This window comes from Bradyrhizobium huanghuaihaiense, assembly GCF_025200885.1.
GTDB classification, from domain to species: domain Bacteria; phylum Pseudomonadota; class Alphaproteobacteria; order Rhizobiales; family Xanthobacteraceae; genus Bradyrhizobium; species Bradyrhizobium huanghuaihaiense.
Map to the genome: position 1 here is coordinate 9,251,470 of NZ_CP104172.1, position 18,189 is coordinate 9,269,658.

An 18,189-nucleotide genomic window follows, 5' to 3' on the forward strand; every position below is an offset into this window, starting at 1 on the left:
AGCAGGAGCGTCCCATGTTCATCGATCATCGCCGTCCCGAACACGGTCATCCTTTCCCGCAACGTCAAGTCGTCCGCAAGCAAGTCCTTCGCAAGGCAACCCAGCCGCTTTTTTTCGGCCCGAAGTGCACCGTCGCCGTTCCCCTCGAAAGTCTCCTGCAGCGTGACGCGCTCAGGGAGGCGAGCCTTGATCCGACGGTTCGCGCGATCCACTATCGGGCGGCCCCGAACCCTTATGGTAAGCCGCCCGCGCTGACCGGCGTGGTGCTACACAAAATCGACGGCGAATTCCTGCTCAACGTGTGCCAGGTCCGGCCCCAGAGATCGCAAGCCTCATCCGCAGTCCTCGCCGAACAGCTCGCGGCGAGCGGCTTACGGCTTCTGGAGCGTGACGCGGCCGACGTCCGGCGCGAACCAATCTACTCCAACGTGCATGAAGTCTGGTCCTACGAGCACTTCCAGGTCCCGATCCACGACCGATTGAGGATCGGGGCGGCACTATGCGACGACGGCCCGCAGCAGATCCACGAACTCCGCCAGCGTGCACCGGTGAGCTGCAATCTCGTTGCGGCCGTCTGCGCCTTGAGTTGCGAAGGCCTCCTCGAACTCGACGTTCGCGAAGGCCCCCTCGGGCCGCAGACGATGGTGCGCTCCATCTAGGCTCAACCGTGGAGGCCCCAACATCGCGGGCCGGTACGCCGGTCCGCCGCAAGGCTTCGTTTGTGAAGCGCCAGCCGATGTTGGCCGGCCAAACACTTGTCCACATTAGGACCGGGAGCGACATATGAACCTGCATCTGCAGCGCCCACGCGACCTGCTCGGCCGCGCATATCTGGACATGCTGGCTGTGGAGGCGTGCACCGCCTCGAAGCCACTGCTGCGCAGCGGTGACCCTACCGATCCGATCGAGCGGCTGATCGACGAACTATCGAGCAAGCCGGCAACCGACCCGCGGTCCTCGATCCGGGCTGATCTTGCAGCGGCAGCAATTCTCGTCGCGCGCACCATCGAGCCGATCGAGGGGCTGACGCGAGAACTGCGGCGCGGCTCGCCGGTCGTATCGCTCGCGGTTTTGGGCTCCGAGGCCGTTTCACTGGTCGGGCAGGTCTTAAAGACATGTGCGTTCGGGAGCGGGGCAAAAGTGTGTGACGAGCGGACCTTCGAGGATCGTCACGCCCGTCCGGTCCTGCTCATCGCCAGGGATGGCACGGCAACCGAGCACAAGGCCGAGCGCGGCAACGACGTCGTGGCGGAAGCCCTGCACGCGGGCGCCCCCGTGTTCGGGGTCGCGCCCGATCCGCGCCGCCACCTACCGCGCGACCTGCTCCGCGCATCCGACCATCATCTTGCGCTCGCCGCGCTCGACACCTCGGCCATCGCGTTGGTGATCGAAGCCGTGACCGGTCGCCCCCCATCGCGCCTATCGACGAGCAACTGGTGCGCGCGATCGAGTTCGCGGATCTCACACTGGCCATCCGAACCGACCGTGATCCGGATGACTGCGTCGAGCGCCTCGAGAGGACCGTCGCGACCAAATCCTATTTTGATCATCGAGGCCCGGGTTTGGAGGACCTTCCGGGTTATGGCAGCGCGCGAGAATGGGGGCTCGATCTGGTCAACGACCTGCGCGAATATAGGGCCGGCAGGCTTCCCTGGGACTGCGTCGAGAAAGGATTGTTGCTCGCCGGCCCCCCAGGCGTCGGCAAGACGCAATTTGCCCGCGCGCTGGCAAAATCCGCTCAAGTCGCGCTGGTCGCCACCTCGGTCGCCGATTGGAATGCGTCCGCTTACCTTTCGGGCACGCTGGCCGCGATCAAGAAATCGTTCGAGCACGCACGACGGCTTGCGCCCTGCATCCTGTTTATTGATGAGATCGACGGTATCTCGAACCGGGAAACCCTTGGCTCGGACTATCGTGAATATTGGACGCAGATCGTCAATCTACTGCTCGAGATGCTGTCCGGCATCGAGGACAGACCCGGCGTGGTGGTGATCGCGGCCACCAACCATCCGCACCACGTCGACCCCGCCGTCAAACGCGCCGGCCGGCTGGATCGTACGATCGAGATCGAGCTGCCCGATATCGAGACGCTCGCCCTAATCTTTCGCTTCCATCTCGGACCAGAGGCACTTTCTGACGTTGACCTGATGCCGGCAGCTCTGGTCGCGGCTGGCAAGACCGGGGCTGATGTCGAAGCCTGGGTGCGACGCGCGAAATCACGCGCGCGGCGCCAGCGCCGCGATCTCATCATCGATGATCTTCTGACCGAGATCAGGTCGGGGCGCGACGTCATGCCCGACGTTACCCGACGGGCCTGCGCCGTCCACGAGGCCGGACATCTGGTGGTTGGTCACGCCCTGGACGTCTTCGAGGCCAAGACATTGGCGATCCTGGATCGCGGCGGCGCCACTGTCCTCGATATCTCACGCGCCAATTCGCAAACCGAGAGCGGCATTGAAAACTACATCACCGCGCTGTTGGGCGGCCGCGCCGCCGAGGAGATAATCCTTGGGCGGCCCGGCGCGACAGCCGGCAGCGGCATCGGTGAGGATTGCGACTTCTCACGGGCAACACAGGCCGCGATTGATATCGAGCTGCGGTTCGGTTTTGGCGCGTTTGGCGTGGTGCATTTTCCAAAGCACGCAACCGAGTTTCTTCCCTCTGACATCGCGGTGACCCGTCTGATCAGGCAGCGTCTCGATCGCTGCATGGAGCGTGCGCGACGCCTGATCACGGACAATCGGGATACCGTCGAAGCCGTTGCGGGCCGACTGGAAGTAACGGGATATCTCGGCCGCGCGGCGATCAGGGAGCTCCTGACGAAGCATCCGATGTGCAAGTGAGCGTCGGTGCGCGCAGACGTTGGCACCGGGCTGCCCTAGGGCCTGATGGATTACATCGCCTACATGACGAGCGCGGCCTGGCGCAACAATCCGGCGCGCTTGCGTGAACTCGTGGCCGCAAACTTTGCCTGCAGACTGTGTCCCAACGCGGCGGTGACCGGCGCAAGGATCGAGGTCCATCATCGGACCTATGAGCGTCTGGGCCATGAAATCGACGGTGATCTCATCGCGCTCTGCAGCGAATGCCATCTCGGCGTGACGTCGATGCTGCGGGCGCGCCGCTACGCGAGCGCCGCCCTTCCGGAGGCAAAGGACGCCTGGGTGCATTTCGCACAACCTCTGTTCGATGAAGGAGACATCACATGAGCGTCGAACGTATCGCATTGAAACTCGTAGGGGTCGGTCCCATGCTGATGCACTCCGCAAGGCTTGCTGATCCGCTTGATGCGCTGACGAAGTCGATTGCCGCTATCACCTCCAAACGCGTGAAGACGGATGCGGACTACGAGCGCATCGCAGAATTGGAGTGGCGTGGCGGATTGTGGCTCGCCGATGGTCGGCCATGCCTGCCACCGCATTGCCTCAAGGCCGTGCTGGTGGACGGCGCCAAGCGCCGAAAGAAGGGCAATGTCGCCAAGGCCTCGTTCCTGGCGGACGGGCCGGCTCTGCTCGACTACGACGGGCCGACCGCGCTGTCAGACCTGTGGACGGACCAGCGCTTTCGCCATCGCCAGATGGTGCGCGTGCGTGACGCGCTCACGGTGCGAACGCGTCCGTGCTTTCCGGACTGGAGCGCGCGCGTCAGCGCCACCTACCTGCCCTCGATGGTCAACCGCGCCGAGTTGATCGAGTTCTTCCGCCTGGCGGGACCGCACGGACTTGGTGACAACCGTCCCGAGTTCGGCCGCTTCCGCGTCGAGGAGATTGACGCGAACTAGTCTTCCACCTCGCGTGGCGGGGCGTGACCCGGCGTGGCATGGCGAGGCCCGGCGTGGCTCGAGTTTTCGATTACGGCGTCACCGACAAGGAGCTTATCTGATGCAACAAAAACACAAGCAACACGCGCGAGGGCAAGGTCGCCGTGATCGGCGACCGGGCGCAGAAGACGCTTTCAGCTATTGGCGCCAACTGCCGCCGAACGCCTTTGATCGGCGGCGGCGCGCGAATCTTGCAAACGGTATCTCGAAGATTGGGTCGATCTTCCCTGAATGGCAGGCGGCCATCGCGGGCGATGCTGGCGCCGTGGTCGGCATCGTGCTGCGCCTCAGGCCACCGTTTCGAATCTCGGGGCGCGTCGATCTGGCAATGAGTCTACTTCTCAACTGCGCATTCGAGAACGCGAGCGCCGCGCTGGTGCTGTCGCATGCGCTCCGACGCATGCACCTTGCGCGCATCAAGCGGACAGGACTGGCCGAATCCTGGCTTGCGCATCACCACCAGCTGGCAAGGTCTCGCGGAAAGACTGGCATCGCCAGCGGCGGCCGCCGCAAGCCTCGGGCCAGCCATGATCCTGCGAGGGTCCACAGTATTCGCGAAGGCGAAATCCAACCAGTTTACGATCATTCGGGAGATTCAGATGACGCAGCATAAGGGTACGCCACCGGCGCGCGTTTGCGCCCGTCCGGATCCGGCCACCTGGAACGAAGACGAACTGATGACGCTTAGCGAGGCGGCGGCGCTGTTCTGGCCGGACGGGCCCTTGAGCGAGGACACGCTGAGAACAGCAGTCCGCGACGGCCGCTTGCCGGTTTCCGAGATCGCGCGAAAGCTTTTCACCACAAAGCGGGCACTGAGTGCGCTTCACGTCTGTACGCCAAGATCCGTCGAATCGCGGGCGTCCGCCGACGCGACGGAGGCGGGGTCTTCGGCATCACCGCCTCTCTTCGCCTCCTCCGCACGCATCAATCGCGGCTAGTCGGAGAGCGCCAGAGGACCGCCCCCTCCGACGACGGGCCTCCAAGTACTTGGAAAACCGATCGAAAGTGCAGAATCCGGACGCCCGCGCCCTTCGGTTCGGAGCCTGAGAGGCTCCTGCTGTCCCCGCAATCCACAGTGCCGCTAGCTCAGCCGTCATTGTCAGAAAGGTCTTTGGATGGCAATCGACACGAGCGATTTACAGTCACATTGCAACAATAGGAGAGAACTTATGAAAATCCGTCCCGCTCGCAAGACCACGGAACTACGTGGTAGCGAGAACCCGCTGCTTGATTTTGCTTCGGCGCTTAACCGCGGCGCAGAAGGTGGTACCGCGGCGCTCGAGGCCCGCCTCGAATTGCGGGCGCCTCGCCGTTCGCAGAAGAGCAAGCGCCGCAAGAAGCTCGGCATTTACTACGTGGTCGATCGCGACGGCGCCATAAGCACGGGCATCCGCGAGGACCAGCCGGCCCGTGCGCAGCGGTATCTCGAGGGCCACAAGGCGCGTAAGCTCAACGAACTGCTCGGCCGTGTTCTGCCCGGTTCGCTCAAGTTCGCGACCATCATCGCGGACCACGTCGACAACGTCCACAAGTCGGCCAAGACCCGCGGCCAGCGCCGCCGCGCCGCCGCGGTCGAATATCAGTCGGTCATCTTGAACCGCTTCTTCGGAGACAAAACGCTTTCCGAATACCGAATGCAGATGTCGATTGATTTTAAGAACCAGTACATCGACGAACGCAACGCGTTCTACGATGCCAACCCGCACATCCTCCGGAAGAATCCCGAGACCACCGCTACCCAGCTGCTGCGGCTGCTGAGGTACGCCGTGCGATCGTATCCCGAACGCCACGGTTGTTTCTGGGTGCTCAACATCCACGTGCCGAAGCCAGGTCCGAAGAACCCGGCACGTTGGCTGCGCCGGCAGGAGGTCGCTCGTCTGCTCCTCGCATGCAAGGGCTACAAGTGGGACTACGAGCGCGGCGAGTGGATGACGAAGGACATCGTCCGTCCCGATGGAACGGTCGTGACGACCCGCAGGGTCGCCCCCGAAAACGTGGCCAAGCGTAAGCACCTTGCGCGACTAATCCGCTTCATCATCCGCACCGGGACCCGGCACGACGTGATGCTGTCGCTGGCGTGGGGCAGCCGGATGAAGCTCCCCTGCGTCGTCGCGGATGCCGAAGGAGACGGCTGGATCCACCGCCGCGGACTCGCCGAGATCGACACGTTGAAAGCCCGCCCCTCCACCGAAATCGTGGAGGATTTGAAGTACCTCATCCGCGCATGGGGGCGCGAGGACGGCTATATCCTGCCGGACGGCACTATCAGCAAGGAGCCCGTGCACAAGTATCTGATCCGGCCCTCGGTCGGCGGCAACTATGAGAGCTACCTGAACATCCAGTTCCGCAAGCTCTGCAACGACGCGGGCGTCTCGCGCGACGTGACGGTCCATTCGCTGAAGCACACCGCCGTCAGCTGGGCGTATCAGCGCGGTATCTCGTTGGCAGCCGCGGAGCAGATGCTCGGCACGACGGCCGAAACGCTGCTGAGCCATTATGTGCACTGGGGTCGGGACAGCCGTGTTAGCGCGATGAGCGAATTCAACGACCGCGTCTCGCGCCGGAAGTTGCGCAACATCCACCATCATGATCCGGCTCCCGACGACCGGGTTCGGCCGTACGACCGCCCCTTCAAGGGTCGTGCGCGGCAGAAGTAGCGAGAACTTTCGCCAGCGGCATCGGCTTCGGCGCGCACTCAATGGCCGCATCCCTCCGGATGCGGCGAAATTTTCTCCCCATCCGCTATCGCGCGGGCTATTCCCAACGATCGGCATCACCTCAATGTATCCGCTGACGGGACTGATCGCCCCGCATTTCATCCGGACGGGCATCTTCGCAAAGGAGGACCTGCTCGACCTCTTCGATCCGGTGATTTGGCGACAACCCGGCACCGAGGAAGCCATCGGGCTTCGCGGCCCCGCGCTTTGCGCGATGATTGTGTGCTGCGGAGCCACTATGGCTGAAATCACTCGCATCGAATGCTCGCAATGGCTGAATGGCCATCAAGACGAGGTCGAATTGTCCGGTGGTCATCACCGCGCACCGAGAACGATGCCCGTCCTGGCGATCGCCAAGGTCGTCATCGAACGCTATCGAAAGGCAGCAAAGCGCCGCGCTGGCGTCGACCATCTCTTCGTGGATCGCAACGGCAATCCGATAATCGTGAACGGGATACTGGGACAATTCGCGTGGATGACGAAGAATCACGGTTTTCCGTGCAAGAGCCTTGGAATGGCCCTCCATCAGGCGTTCGAAGGATGGGCCCGTTCGGGCGAGGATATCATGGCTCGTGCCCTGACTGGCCGCCTCCAACGGTTTTGGATGGAGCCGGACCCTCCGACCGATTTGCGCGCCAAGCTCTGCTTCCTTGAGGAGACCCATCCCGTAGGGAAGTTCGATCGCGGTATGCTCAAGTGGCCGGGCCCCGCCGCGCGCCTGCATGCCGATCCACACTTTCCGCGTTTGTCGCGTGAGGCAAGGAACGATCTCGATGCCGCACTGAAGGTCCCCGGGACGTCCTATCCGCTCGAACTGCGGCAGGCGGTGCAAACGGCATTGTCGTCAGGAAAGAAGCCGAAGGAAATCGCCGCACACTACGGCATCAACACTAAATACATCTACGACGTTCGGGACGGAAACTCCTCCGCTGCATCGACCCTCCTCACCTTGCGAACGGTATCGGTCCAGAAGATTCTTGCTGCGCGCATGCGCGCAGCTCCAGATTCGGACGGAGGTGATTTGCAGGCCTGGATGCTCAAAGAGCACGGGGTGGCCCTCACGCGCTCGTCAATCCGGAAGTTCGCAACGAAGGAAGACATCAAGCTGCCGACAGCGCCCCGAGGCCCCAACCTCGCCAAATATGAGCCCCTGTTGCGCGAAAAGCTCTCACAAAATCCGGATCACGATGCCTTCGCGCTCGCCACGTTGCTCCGTAGCGAACACGGTGTCGCGGTGTCCGACACTGCGATCCAAAAGTTTCTGCGCAAACTCGATCTGATTAAGCCACAGCAGCATTTACTTGTTGGCCATGAATATGCTCTCGGAGAGTTCTTCAAGGTCCGGCCAGCTGCCACGTACAAGGAGATAGTCGTCTGGTTGCGCGATGAGCGCGGGGTGTTGGCCAACACGGACGAACTACTGCGAGCGATGAAGCAGGCTGGCATTCGTAGACCGTCGTTCCGCCCGCGTCGAAGGAAGCAATAGCCGCTCGGCGTTCTCAGGCCGGCGTCCTACGGTGTCGGCGGGCCCGGCCATTGACCATCCTTTATCGAGCCTCTCTAGGACGGCCGCAGCGGCCGTCCTAAATCGGCATCCATTGCCGTCGAAGTCGACCGAGGCGAGTTGGCGATGATCCCGAAAGCTGGATAGCGACACTGGCAGCGGTAAAACTACGAGTCGAGAGGCCCGCACCTCCTACCCATCCGATCGAGGATCCGTGTCATCCGCTTCACGGGTGATGGTGGCTCGTCCTTGCCCGGTGGCATCCCCGAGGTGCCGGGCCTTCCTCGTGATCTCGCACATTGACGGCCAAGGGTTCGACGGTCGGTGGTCCGGTCGGACAACCTGGCGGCCGGCTCGTCCCAGATGGCGTTCGAGCCAGTTCCGCGCGTCAGCGCTCGGGCGACCATCATAAAGACGGCTGAGATCAAGGTCCGCAGGCGCGCCTGCACTCAAGAAACCCCTGCAGTGCAGGCACTAAATCAATTTATGACAGTTTTGTGACAGTCGAAATCTTGGTAGCCAATTGGTGCCGAGATCATCTCATATCAGGCCCGTTCAGACCGTTTTGGAGCAAGCCCCACGGGCCAAAAACCCAGCAAAATCGATCATTTCCTAACCTCACGGATTCACCGGTGAATACACGTGAGGTTAGGAAAATCAATGATTTATGAGCTATTTGGTTGGTTTTTGGCGGGAGATCGATCGTGATCGGACCGCAGCAAACGAACTCGCATCTTCCCGTTGGAAGACCCTTCAATCCGCTCACTGCCGATGGCCAATCTGCTAAACGTCGCGCCAGGAGAAAGCGACGAATGAGCGGGGCCTATCTCGGCGACCCATCAATGGCGAACCGGTTGCAGGCCGCCCGGAAGCAGGCCGGCTTTAAGTCGGGCCGCGCGGCCGCGCTCCACTTCGGGTGGTCGGCCGCGACCTACTGCGCCCACGAGACTGCTACCCGCTATCTGCACGATGAGACTGCCAAAATCTATGCTTCTGCTTTCAAGGTTAACGCTCAATGGCTGCTCCGGGCAATCGGCGACGGGCCGACCGTGGACCCGGTCCGAGAAGCCCTGTTCCGAAACAAGATGGAGCGCAAGGCGGAGCGGGCCAAGAACGATCCCGCTGCTTCATCCTGCCGCCGGCTTCGGCTCGCGCGGCGCTTGGCGGGGTTCCGCTCAACTACCGACGCGGCTAAGGCAACGGGGTTGATGCGCACCACCCTCAGCGCGCACGAGACCGGCCAGAATTCTATTTCCGACAAAATGGCGCGACTGTACGCCGAAGCGTTTCGCGTGAGCCCGGAATGGTTGACAACAGGTGCCCTACCGTCGGGCTACCCGCCGGAGATCGAGCGGCAATTGCCATCGATCATCGATACATACGGCGAGTCCGACAAAGTCGCCCTGGCGAACCTGAGCCACCTGCTGCCCGCGATCGGCGCGACTGCTGAGGTCCGGAAGGTCGTTCCGCCGGTCCGGTCCGCCGCCCAGAAGACGCCCAAGGCAGATATGGTTCCGGAGATTGCGGGACGGCATCTGTTCCGGGGCCTCGCGTCTGGCAGTCTGGCAGATGCACCTCAAGAACACATGTGGTCGTTTCCCCACCGGTATGTCGCAGAGGTCCTCGGCGGGTCTTTGCCGGCAACCATCATCGTGGCGCCCGGGTTGGAGGTGGAAGGTTTGAACCGTGCCGACCGTATTATCGTCGACACGTCCGCCCGAACGGCCGTGGCGGGAGAAATCTTCGTGTTGGTTGATAGGTACGGACATTTTGATCTGATCAAGCCCCAAGCAGGCCAGATTGTAGTTCCCGAAAATTCTCGGTTGAAAATGCTCGGAAAGAAGATTGGCAGGGTTACGTCGCGCTGAACCGATCAAGCAGTAGTCAAGATGGCGCAGGCGCTGCCCGACCAACGGCATGGCGCAGGCGCCGCCCGACCAACGGCTGGACGCGGCCTAAGGCACGCTCGGGCGCACCGATCCAGCCGTCCTAGGGCAGCAGCTTCCCCAGCGCCGTGGTGAGGCATTCCCGGGCCGATGCGACTGCTTTTGCCGGGGCGTCCTCTTCGTCGTCCGCGACGCCCTGCGCCACTACCTTGCGCTTTCGTCTTCGCTCTAATCATTGCGGGCATGACCATTGGTCGAGACAGCGAGCGTCTGGAGCACGGTCGACTACAGCCATGTCGTCACCGACATGCACGCCGTCGCCATCCCCACGCGGATAGTAGCCCGGCAGATCCACGGTGAAGCTTCGCCCCTTATAGGTGACCGTAAATGGCCGCACGCCATGGGTCAGAATCTCGCCCGTCTCAGGCGACAGCATTATTCCCGGAAGAGTTCCGGCCCGGTGGTCATGGCGACTTCTCCGCGTATTGCAGCCGTCCAGATGATAGCAAATCCATCCGACTTCCTGAAGTCGAGGCCCGGCACCATCAGCCTGATCCGATGCCGAGATCGACGCCTTCCTGCCGGCGCCGCTGAAGCGATCAAGGCCGGCTCGGGATAAGGCTCCTGAAAAGTGCCGGGGCGCGATTGCCAGTCTCACCGAAGACGGTCACTCATTGGCGGTCGGAGCTAGCAAGCCCGCGCCTTTTCTTCTTGCCCAGGCGTTCCTGGGCCGGCACTTCGGGCTCCCTCTTTGGCATGTCCACCAGGACCTTCCCGGGCGGCGTCATCAATTCTGCGAGCTCGAGACCGAGTGCGATCGCGATCCTGTCCAGCGACTGCAATGTCGGATTTGCCGTTCCGGCTTCGAGCCCGCTGATCAGCGCCTGGCGCAGGCGCGAAGCGTCGGCAAGGTCATATTGCGACCAGGACTTTTGCAGGCGATGCTGTCGCAAATTGCGTGCAAGCAGCCGCTTTGTGTGGGCCGGATTTCGCCGCTTCATCCGGCAGGATGATGCATTTCGTACGGGCCAGCAAAACACGCTATAACGTATGAAATACGCTATGACGTATTCTGTGCACCTATTTCGCCAACCCACCTTTCCTGAGTCCGTGCGCCTCCTCTTGGCGGACGACTTTTCGCGGCACTCGCCGCCTGCAACCGGGGCCGTCCGGAGTTTTCCCCGCTCCCCTAATGGCATCGCCTTGACTCAATGCCCCCGGCTAGTCGGTCTAGAAAGCGATAACGTAACCAACGGGCCAGTGGATCTGGTGAGAGGAATGGATCATGACGAGACGTCAGAAACCCAAATTTCTGGTGATGTCCGTGCGCAGCGACGAAAACGGCGGAGAGTCCTGGCACATCATGGACGGGCGACGCGTCATCTCGACGGGCTTTTCAGCCGGCCAACATGTCGCCGCCGTTCGCGCGTTCCGCAAGTACCACGTCGACAAAGAGCAGAAGCGATCTAAGCCGCCGTGCAATGAGGCATCGCGAAGGCGGACGCTCCGCCGAACCGCTCGCGCCAAGCGATGAGCCCCTCGTCAGACATCCGATCCCCTTTGAGCCAATCCAGACTTTGCGCAATAAGGACGCTCGTCAGCTTGCCCGGGACAGGCGCGTCCTGAACCGCCTATCGACCATACGTCGCGGATGGTCCATCCATCCGATCTGGTCGTCCATGTCGACCAGGGCACGGTCATCGACAGACATTGATCTGGCCCGATCGTCCGGTTGAGGCTACGTGCGCTAGCTCCCTCGCCGCTGCGTACGAGTTGAATGTCGTTCGGCGCGATGATCCCGAATCCTGCATCATGGTCCGGGGCGTGGATCGGATCCAAATCAGCATCGCAAGTTGGAGGGCGGTTGCAAATTCACTGCATTTTGGCGGAAGGTGACAAGGCAAGGAGATGCCATGGTGGACGTCACGTTTCGGGTGCGAACTGTCGTCGTTGGGGGAGCGCTCGCGTTTCAGATGCGCCGCGCGGCTGCAGCGCGCGAAAGCGATTGCGGCCTTCAAATCTGGACGCTACCGCTGCTCGCTGCGAGGCTGGCCGGCGGCTTCACGACGCCGATCACGCCGGAACATCTCGATCTCGCGGTCCAGGATGCGCTCGCGGAGGGCGGCTTCGGCGAACTGGAGAGCGTCCGGCACCTTCCGGGCATGACCCGGGCCCTATCGAGGAGCCTCCGCAAGCTGTGGGATGCCGACATAGATCTCCGCGCGGAAGCTTACGCGGAGAATATCCGGCTCGGCGAGTTAGCTCTGATCGAAGAACGTATCCGACGACATCTGCCGGTAGCGATGCTGGCGCCGCACGATCTGCGGAATGCAGCGCTCGGGCGGATCCATTACGCCGCACGCACGGTCGGTCCGGTGACCATCGAAGGTCTTTCCTTTGTGGCACCGGTCTGGCGTCCCTTGATCGACGCGCTCGCGAAGGAGGTTCCGGTCGAATGGCATGCGCCCAGACATGCCGAGACGCAGTGGTTCGCGGGGACCATCATCCGACCGGCGACATCCGATCGGGAGCCCACGATAACCGCCATCTCCTGCGCCGATCCGCACCATGAGGTCGTCGAAGCGCTGCGCTGGGCGCGTTGTCTGATTGTGTCAGGTGCGGCAAGGCCGCACGAGATCGCGATCGCTTCGGCCGGCACAGTATCCTGGGACGACCATTTCTGCGCCTTGGCCGCCGACGCAGGACTGAACCTGCATTTCCCGCACGGGATTCCCGCGCTATCGACGCGGGACGGCCAGCGGTGCGCGGCGCTCGCCGACGTCCTGTTGCACGGCCTGAACCAGCAGCGGATGCGACGGCTTATTTCCCTGTGCCGCGGCCAAGGCACGTCTCTCGACGCGCTTCCGCAGCGATGGCTCGCGTCTCTTCCCCATGGAGCGACGTTGGCGCGCCCGGAAGATTGGCGGCGAGCTATTTCCGCGGCCGCGCTGAAGGACCCCTCCCTGGCCGGCGCGCAGACAGTCCTGCCTCTCCTCGAAGTGCTGGCGAAGGGAATCTCGGCGGCGAAGAGCGCTGCAGACCATTTCCTGCGCTCGCGCGCTCTGCAGCTTTGGGAAGCGGCCCTGCGGAGCGCACCGCCCGAAGCGATCGAGCTTTCTTTGGAGAATGCGCGGTTCGCGTCCGAAAACGACGCCGCCGACTCGATCGTCTGGTGCACCGCGCGCGATCTCTCGGCCGCGCCGCGCGCGCACGTCCGTCTGCCGGGACTGACGAACAGGAGTTGGCCCCGACACTCGGGGAACGATTCAATCGTGCCCGATCATGTTCTGTCGACGGACGAATTCGACGCCGACCCGGTCGCGAAGGCCGATCGCAGGCATTTTCGCGTGATCCTCGAAGGTACTTCGAAGGGCATCGTCTTGTCGCGCAGCCGCCGGAGTGCGCTGGGTGCCCGCCTCGGCCGAAGTCCGCTGCTGCAGAACGCTCGCGAGACGCCGCTCTCGAGGGCGAGCGTGCCGGAGCACGCCTGGAGCGAGTCAGACCGGCTGATGGCCCGCCCGGACGAAGCTGCGAAGGTCGACAGGATCGCATCGGCCGATAGGTGCTGGCGCAATTGGCATCTTGGGCAGCTCACGCCAAACGATGGTCAGTTCGGCGCCGACCATCCGATCGTCGTGAAGGCGATAGGGCGCGTGCAATCTCCGACGTCGTTGCAGAGATTGTTGCGCGATCCGCTGGGCTTCATCTGGCGCTATGGTCTCGGGTGGAGGACCCCGCGCGATCGCGAGCAGCCACTCACGATAGCGCCCGACGAATTCGGCAAGCTGGTGCATGAACTGCTTCGGCGCGCGGTCGACGCGCTAGAACCCCAACCTGGCTACGCTCGGGCGTCGGACGAGGAGATCGAATTCGCCCTCCGCGAGGCCGCGCGCACGGTGCGCGAAAGCTGGCCTCTCGAAGGCCACGTGCCTCCGCTTCTCTTGTGGAGTAACACCGTCGACTTCGGCGCCTCCTTGGCGTCGGTCGGCCTGCTGCGCAAGGATATCTCGGATACCGGGACCCGCAGCTGGACCGAAGTCCCCTTCGGTCAGCCCGAGGATTTCGCCGTCGAGCGTGAGCTGCCTTGGGATCCGAGAATCCCGGTCGCGGTGCCGGGAACGCCGATCACCTTACGTGGCACCATCGATCGTCTGGACCTGCGGAGCGACCATTCCGCCGTCCGCGTCACTGACTACAAGACGAGCGCACCTCCGAGGAACGCCGGCCGCATCGTGATCGGAGGCGGCTCCGAGCTACAACGCGCGCTGTACGGTCTCGCGTGCCGCCAGTTGCTGAAGGAAGATCCGCAGATCGTCGCCAGGCTGCTCTATCTCGGTGGCGAGACGTTGGTTCTCAGGCTCCAGGATCTGGACGCCGCCATCGAGCAAATCGCAGAATTCATCAATGTCGCCGTCGCCATGCTCCTGCGCGGTGCGACCGTACCGGGCCGGCTCGCTTTCGACCGATCGAACGATCTGCGACTGGCTCTACCGGCGTCTCCCGGCTACGAAAGGCGCAAGCTCATTGCCTACAACAAGGCCGGTGAGAGCCTGGCCCGTTTCTGGAGCAAGCCATGACGGGTCAGGTCGACGACGTCGCCCGGCAGAGGGCTCTCGTCGAGCTGGATTCCTGCTTACTGGTCGAAGCCGCCGCGGGGACCGGCAAGACCTCGCTCTTGGCTGGTCGCGTTGTGATGCTCCTCGCCGCCGGCGCAGATCCGCGCTCGATCGCCGCGATCACGTTTACCGAGCTTGCGGCAGGCGAACTACGTCAGCGCATCGCCTGGTATCTAGACTGCATCCTCGCCGGTAACGTCCCACACGAACTCCGACTGGGCCTTCCGGATGGACCGACCGCGGATCAGAAGGCGGTGCTGCGCGCCGCATCCGAGCGGCTCGACGAGCTGACGTGCGGGACAATCCACGGCTTCTGCCACGATCTGCTCCGCACCTATTCCGTCGAGGCAGCGATCGACCCGGGCGCTGAGGTTCTGGATGCCGATCAGGCCGATTTCGCATTTGATGCAATCTTCGACGGATGGTTTCGCGCCCGACTCGACACAACGGTTTCTGCGAGCGATGATCCCATCGCATCGATCGCGCGAAGAGACCCCATTGGCGCCGAAGAACTCTTGCGGAGCTTCGCGCGCTTCCGGCGACGCTATCGCGCTGCGCGGCCACTGCTCCCGGATCTGGACCCGACTGCCGACGTCGATTTCGCCGAAAGCGTACGCGAGTTCCGCCGCTGGTGCGATCACGTCGACGTGCCACCCGAGGCGGATCCGGACATCGTCTCTCTCGAGACACTCGTCACGCACTTTCGAGGAGGCTTTGATCCTCTGCCCGACTTCGAACGGCTCTGGGCGTTGGCTCACCCGGCGTGGCTGCCGATCATGCGCAAGGGCTCCTTCGACCTTCGCGACTACAAGCGACGCGCCATATGGCGGAAAGCTGCCGGACGCGAGGCCGGCGATCGCCTGGCCCACCAGGCAGAGGAGTACTACGCACACTGCCGTAGCGCGTACGGCGCCCTGATGGGCCGGATCGCTACCGCGATCATCGGAACATTCTCCGCGGAGCTCGACGAGGTGCTCGCCGAATACGCGGCCTTCAAGAGGCGTGCGGCCGTTCTGGATTTCGACGACCTACTGTTCACGTGCCGTGACGTGCTGTGCGACTATCAAGTCGTGCGCAACACCGCCAGCGAGCGGTTCAGCCGTATCCTTGTCGACGAATTTCAAGATACCGACCCAGTTCAAGCGCAAATCATGTTCCTGCTGTGCGGCTCGGGCGAGGAGTCCACCGCGTGGCACCTGAGATCGTTGCGACCCGGGCATCTTTTCATCGTCGGGGATCCGAAGCAGGCGATCTATCGCTTCAGGGGCGCGGATCTTGCGACCTATCTGACGGTGCGACAAGCCATCGAGGTTCAGCTTCCCGACAACATTCTGCGGGTGACGGCAAACTTTCGATCGCGCGGCCAGATTCTCGACCACATCAACCGCTGCTTCGAGGAGCGGCTATCCTCTCAGGAAGCCGGTTACGTTCCCCTTCGGAGCACGCGGACGGAAGCTGCGCATGGCTTGCCTTGCGTAGCCAAGGTGTCTGTGCATCTGCCGCCGGAGACGCGAGTCGACGGTTCGCGGGACGAGGAGGCCCGTGCCGTCGCCGAAGTCTGCGCGCGCCTGATCGGCAATGTCGAATTGAGACTTAACGATGGCGAGACCAGGCGGCTCGGCCCGGGCGACATCGCGCTGCTCACGCCCGTTTCGACCGACCTGTGGAGATACGAGAGAGCGCTGGAGGAAGCCGGCCTGCCCTTCGCCTCGCAAGCGGGCAAAAACCTCTTCAGGAGGCAGGAGGCGCAGGATCTGGTGGCGCTGGTCCGCGCCTTGGCCGACGCGCGCGATACTCTAGCGCTCGGGGCATTGCTGCGAGGGCCGCTGGTTGGACTGACCGAGCAGGAGCTCTTGGACATAACCGCTAGTCTCCCGCCGACTGACGATCGGGAGGAGATCGTCGGACTCTCTTTGGGGACCGACCCGGGCGCCGTCCATCACCCCGTCGCGCGCGAGGTGCTGAGCGTGCTGCGCGATCTCCGAGTTCGGATCGGTGGCACCACGCCCGCGCTGATCCTCGCCGAGGCGATCGAACGGCTGCGCGTGCGCGCCATCGTTGCGGCACGCAGTGCCGATCAGGCAGCGAGGTCGCTCGCCAACATCGACGGGCTGGTCGAGCGTGCGCGGAGCTATCGCGTGCGCGGCTTCCTACAGTTTGCCAGAGACATCGACGACGACTGGTCGAGCGGATCCGGCTCGCCTGAGGGAATGGTTGAAGCCGACGGCCAGTCCATCGAGATCGTCACCGTTCACAGCAGCAAGGGGCTCGAGTGGCCGGTCGTCATCCCGATCAACCGGGCGTCGATGCCCCGCAGAGCCGAGACTTTCGTCTATCGGCGCCGGGACGAAAGCCTGCATTGGGCGTTGGGCCAGGTCGTGCCCCCGAGCCTCGGAGACGCCTTGCTGGCCGAGGAGACCGAAAAGCGAAACGAGAACCTGCGCCTTCTCTACGTGGCGTGCACGAGGGCGATGGAGTCGTTGATCATCCCGGATTTCACCTGGAGCAACGATGCTTCCTGGGCGAAGCTGTTGGATTTTAAGTTGGACTCGGTCCCCGAGTTGGACGTCGCTCGCCTTCCTCGGACCCCGATCGTCGCACCACTCGCCATCGCAAACCACCAAAGCTCGGAAATATTCGCCGAGGAGCAGTCGCGGCTCGAAGCTTCACCGCGCATCCGATGGATCACGCCGAGCGACGGGGATCCGGACGTGGTAACCGAACGCCTCCCTGCGGAAACAGCCGAAGAGGGACCACTCAGTCCCGCGCTCGTTTTGGAGGGCGGGCGGGTCCGCGGCATTCTTCTGCACAAATTGATGGAAGAACTGATCACCGGCGAGCTGGAGGAGAGCCAAGATGCCGCGGCTGCGCGCGCGGCGCTATTGCGAGACCAGCTTTCGTCGATGTCGCAATCGGGCGCCTCTCTCGATCTAGCCGAGCTTGCCACCACCGCTCTGAGGACCTTGCAGCTACCGGAGATCAAGCCATTTCGGAGCAGCCTCGTCGCGGAAGTCCCGATCCACGCCGCCGCTTTAGGAGATCTCGATCATCTGGTGTCCGGGCGCGCGGACGCCGTCGCACAGGACGAAGATGGCCGTGTCGTCGTCTTCGATTGGAAAAGTGACGTCGCTCCGAAGGAAGCCGATCGGGCAACCTACAGACAGCAACTCGAGCGCTACCTCGAGGCAATCGGCTCCCGTCGTGGCGCGATTGTCTACATGACGTCCGGTCGCGTCGATTGGGCGTCCAGGTAGTTCGTTGATACTTCGACGGGCTTGTGGCCCCGGCGAAGGTCCAAACAAGGCCCCGTAACACCGAATTAGTATTTCGTCCGGACATACGTCCCATAAGTGCCGTAGCACTGGAATCCTGTCGGGTTCTTGTGTGGCCTCAGAGTGGAATCCTGGCTCTTGCGCTCAAACAGTTTTCTACAAACCGTGCATCGATAGACATAGGTTTGCCCCGAACTCGAGGCACGGGAGATGGAGGATCCATCGGGCCCGGCCCGGTGACCAGGCCGGTGGCGGCTACCTCCATCGTGGTGCCAGCTTGCGCTAGTCGAACTGCCGAAACCTTGCTTGGCAGAGCGCGCTGAGGCGGCAGACCGCCGTAGCGAACGAGCAACCGTGCGAATGTTACTGTAGGC

The 18,189-nt window shown here is 63.0% G+C and carries 12 protein-coding genes; 11 read left to right on the plus strand and 1 reads right to left on the minus strand.

Annotation, left to right across the window (positions count from 1 at the left end):
• The first annotated feature begins 14 nt into the window (after positions 1–14).
• From N2603_RS43185 to N2603_RS43220, 8 genes are all read left to right on the plus strand, one after another.
• A complete protein-coding gene (locus tag N2603_RS43185; RefSeq protein ID WP_260386990.1) occupies positions 15–659 on the plus strand; it encodes a hypothetical protein in 645 nt (214 codons plus the stop codon).
• Positions 660–1,436: 777 nt separating this feature from the next.
• Complete coding sequence (locus tag N2603_RS43190; protein WP_260386991.1) at positions 1,437–2,843, plus strand: AAA family ATPase; 1,407 nt, start codon at positions 1,437–1,439, stop codon at positions 2,841–2,843.
• 45 nt (positions 2,844–2,888) lie between these two features.
• Positions 2,889–3,209, plus strand: coding sequence for a hypothetical protein (locus N2603_RS43195; protein ID WP_260386992.1), 321 nt, complete (start codon positions 2,889–2,891; stop codon positions 3,207–3,209).
• Entirely contained in the window at positions 3,206–3,781 is a 576-nt protein-coding gene (locus N2603_RS43200) for a hypothetical protein (protein ID WP_260386993.1), read from the plus strand. Before N2603_RS43195 ends, N2603_RS43200 begins: the two co-directional genes overlap by 4 nt.
• 100 nt (positions 3,782–3,881) lie before the next feature.
• On the plus strand, positions 3,882–4,433 hold the full coding sequence (locus tag N2603_RS43205; RefSeq protein WP_260386994.1) for a hypothetical protein: 552 nt from the start codon (positions 3,882–3,884) through the stop codon (positions 4,431–4,433).
• A gap of 556 nt (positions 4,434–4,989) precedes the next feature.
• Complete coding sequence (locus tag N2603_RS43210; protein WP_260386995.1) at positions 4,990–6,477, plus strand: site-specific integrase; 1,488 nt, start codon at positions 4,990–4,992, stop codon at positions 6,475–6,477.
• 124 nt (positions 6,478–6,601) lie between these two features.
• Complete coding sequence (locus N2603_RS43215; RefSeq protein ID WP_260386996.1) at positions 6,602–8,023, plus strand: hypothetical protein; 1,422 nt, start codon at positions 6,602–6,604, stop codon at positions 8,021–8,023.
• Between the two features lie 830 nt (positions 8,024–8,853).
• Positions 8,854–9,909 carry a helix-turn-helix domain-containing protein gene (locus N2603_RS43220; RefSeq protein ID WP_260386997.1) on the plus strand — a complete coding sequence of 352 codons (1,056 nt, stop codon included), beginning with the start codon at positions 8,854–8,856 and terminating at the stop codon, positions 9,907–9,909.
• Between the two features lie 689 nt (positions 9,910–10,598).
• Here the strand turns inward: N2603_RS43220 and N2603_RS43225 are convergent.
• Positions 10,599–10,928 (minus strand): helix-turn-helix domain-containing protein, encoded by a 330-nt coding sequence (locus N2603_RS43225; protein WP_260386998.1) that lies wholly within the window; start codon positions 10,926–10,928, stop codon positions 10,599–10,601.
• Between the two features lie 284 nt (positions 10,929–11,212).
• Here N2603_RS43225 and N2603_RS43230 point away from each other — a divergent pair, with 284 nt between their 5' ends.
• The 3 genes from N2603_RS43230 (at position 11,213) to N2603_RS43240 (ending at position 17,797) form a co-directional block, all read left to right on the plus strand.
• Positions 11,213–11,461 (plus strand): hypothetical protein, encoded by a 249-nt coding sequence (locus N2603_RS43230; protein WP_260386999.1) that lies wholly within the window; start codon positions 11,213–11,215, stop codon positions 11,459–11,461.
• A 379-nt stretch (positions 11,462–11,840) separates the two neighbouring features.
• Positions 11,841–14,504: a PD-(D/E)XK nuclease family protein gene (locus tag N2603_RS43235; protein ID WP_260387000.1), complete on the plus strand. Its 2,664-nt coding sequence runs from the start codon at positions 11,841–11,843 to the stop codon at positions 14,502–14,504.
• Positions 14,501–17,797 (plus strand): UvrD-helicase domain-containing protein, encoded by a 3,297-nt coding sequence (locus N2603_RS43240; RefSeq protein WP_260387001.1) that lies wholly within the window; start codon positions 14,501–14,503, stop codon positions 17,795–17,797. Before N2603_RS43235 ends, N2603_RS43240 begins: the two co-directional genes overlap by 4 nt.
• The last annotated feature ends 392 nt before the right edge of the window (positions 17,798–18,189 follow it).

Excerpts from the sequence above, each read along its gene's own strand:
- N2603_RS43185 (WP_260386990.1), top strand. The coding sequence starts at position 15 with ATGTTCATCGATCATCGCCGTCCCGAACACGGTCATCCTTTCCCGCAA.
- N2603_RS43195 (WP_260386992.1), top strand. The coding sequence starts at position 2,889 with ATGGATTACATCGCCTACATGACGAGCGCGGCCTGGCGCAACAATCCG.
- N2603_RS43200 (WP_260386993.1), top strand. The coding sequence starts at position 3,206 with ATGAGCGTCGAACGTATCGCATTGAAACTCGTAGGGGTCGGTCCCATG.
- N2603_RS43205 (WP_260386994.1), top strand. The coding sequence starts at position 3,882 with ATGCAACAAAAACACAAGCAACACGCGCGAGGGCAAGGTCGCCGTGAT.
- N2603_RS43210 (WP_260386995.1), top strand. The coding sequence starts at position 4,990 with ATGAAAATCCGTCCCGCTCGCAAGACCACGGAACTACGTGGTAGCGAG.
- N2603_RS43215 (WP_260386996.1), top strand. The coding sequence starts at position 6,602 with ATGTATCCGCTGACGGGACTGATCGCCCCGCATTTCATCCGGACGGGC.
- N2603_RS43220 (WP_260386997.1), top strand. The coding sequence starts at position 8,854 with ATGAGCGGGGCCTATCTCGGCGACCCATCAATGGCGAACCGGTTGCAG.
- N2603_RS43225 (WP_260386998.1), bottom strand. The coding sequence starts at position 10,928 with ATGAAGCGGCGAAATCCGGCCCACACAAAGCGGCTGCTTGCACGCAAT.
- N2603_RS43230 (WP_260386999.1), top strand. The coding sequence starts at position 11,213 with ATGACGAGACGTCAGAAACCCAAATTTCTGGTGATGTCCGTGCGCAGC.
- N2603_RS43235 (WP_260387000.1), top strand. The coding sequence starts at position 11,841 with ATGGTGGACGTCACGTTTCGGGTGCGAACTGTCGTCGTTGGGGGAGCG.
- N2603_RS43240 (WP_260387001.1), top strand. The coding sequence starts at position 14,501 with ATGACGGGTCAGGTCGACGACGTCGCCCGGCAGAGGGCTCTCGTCGAG.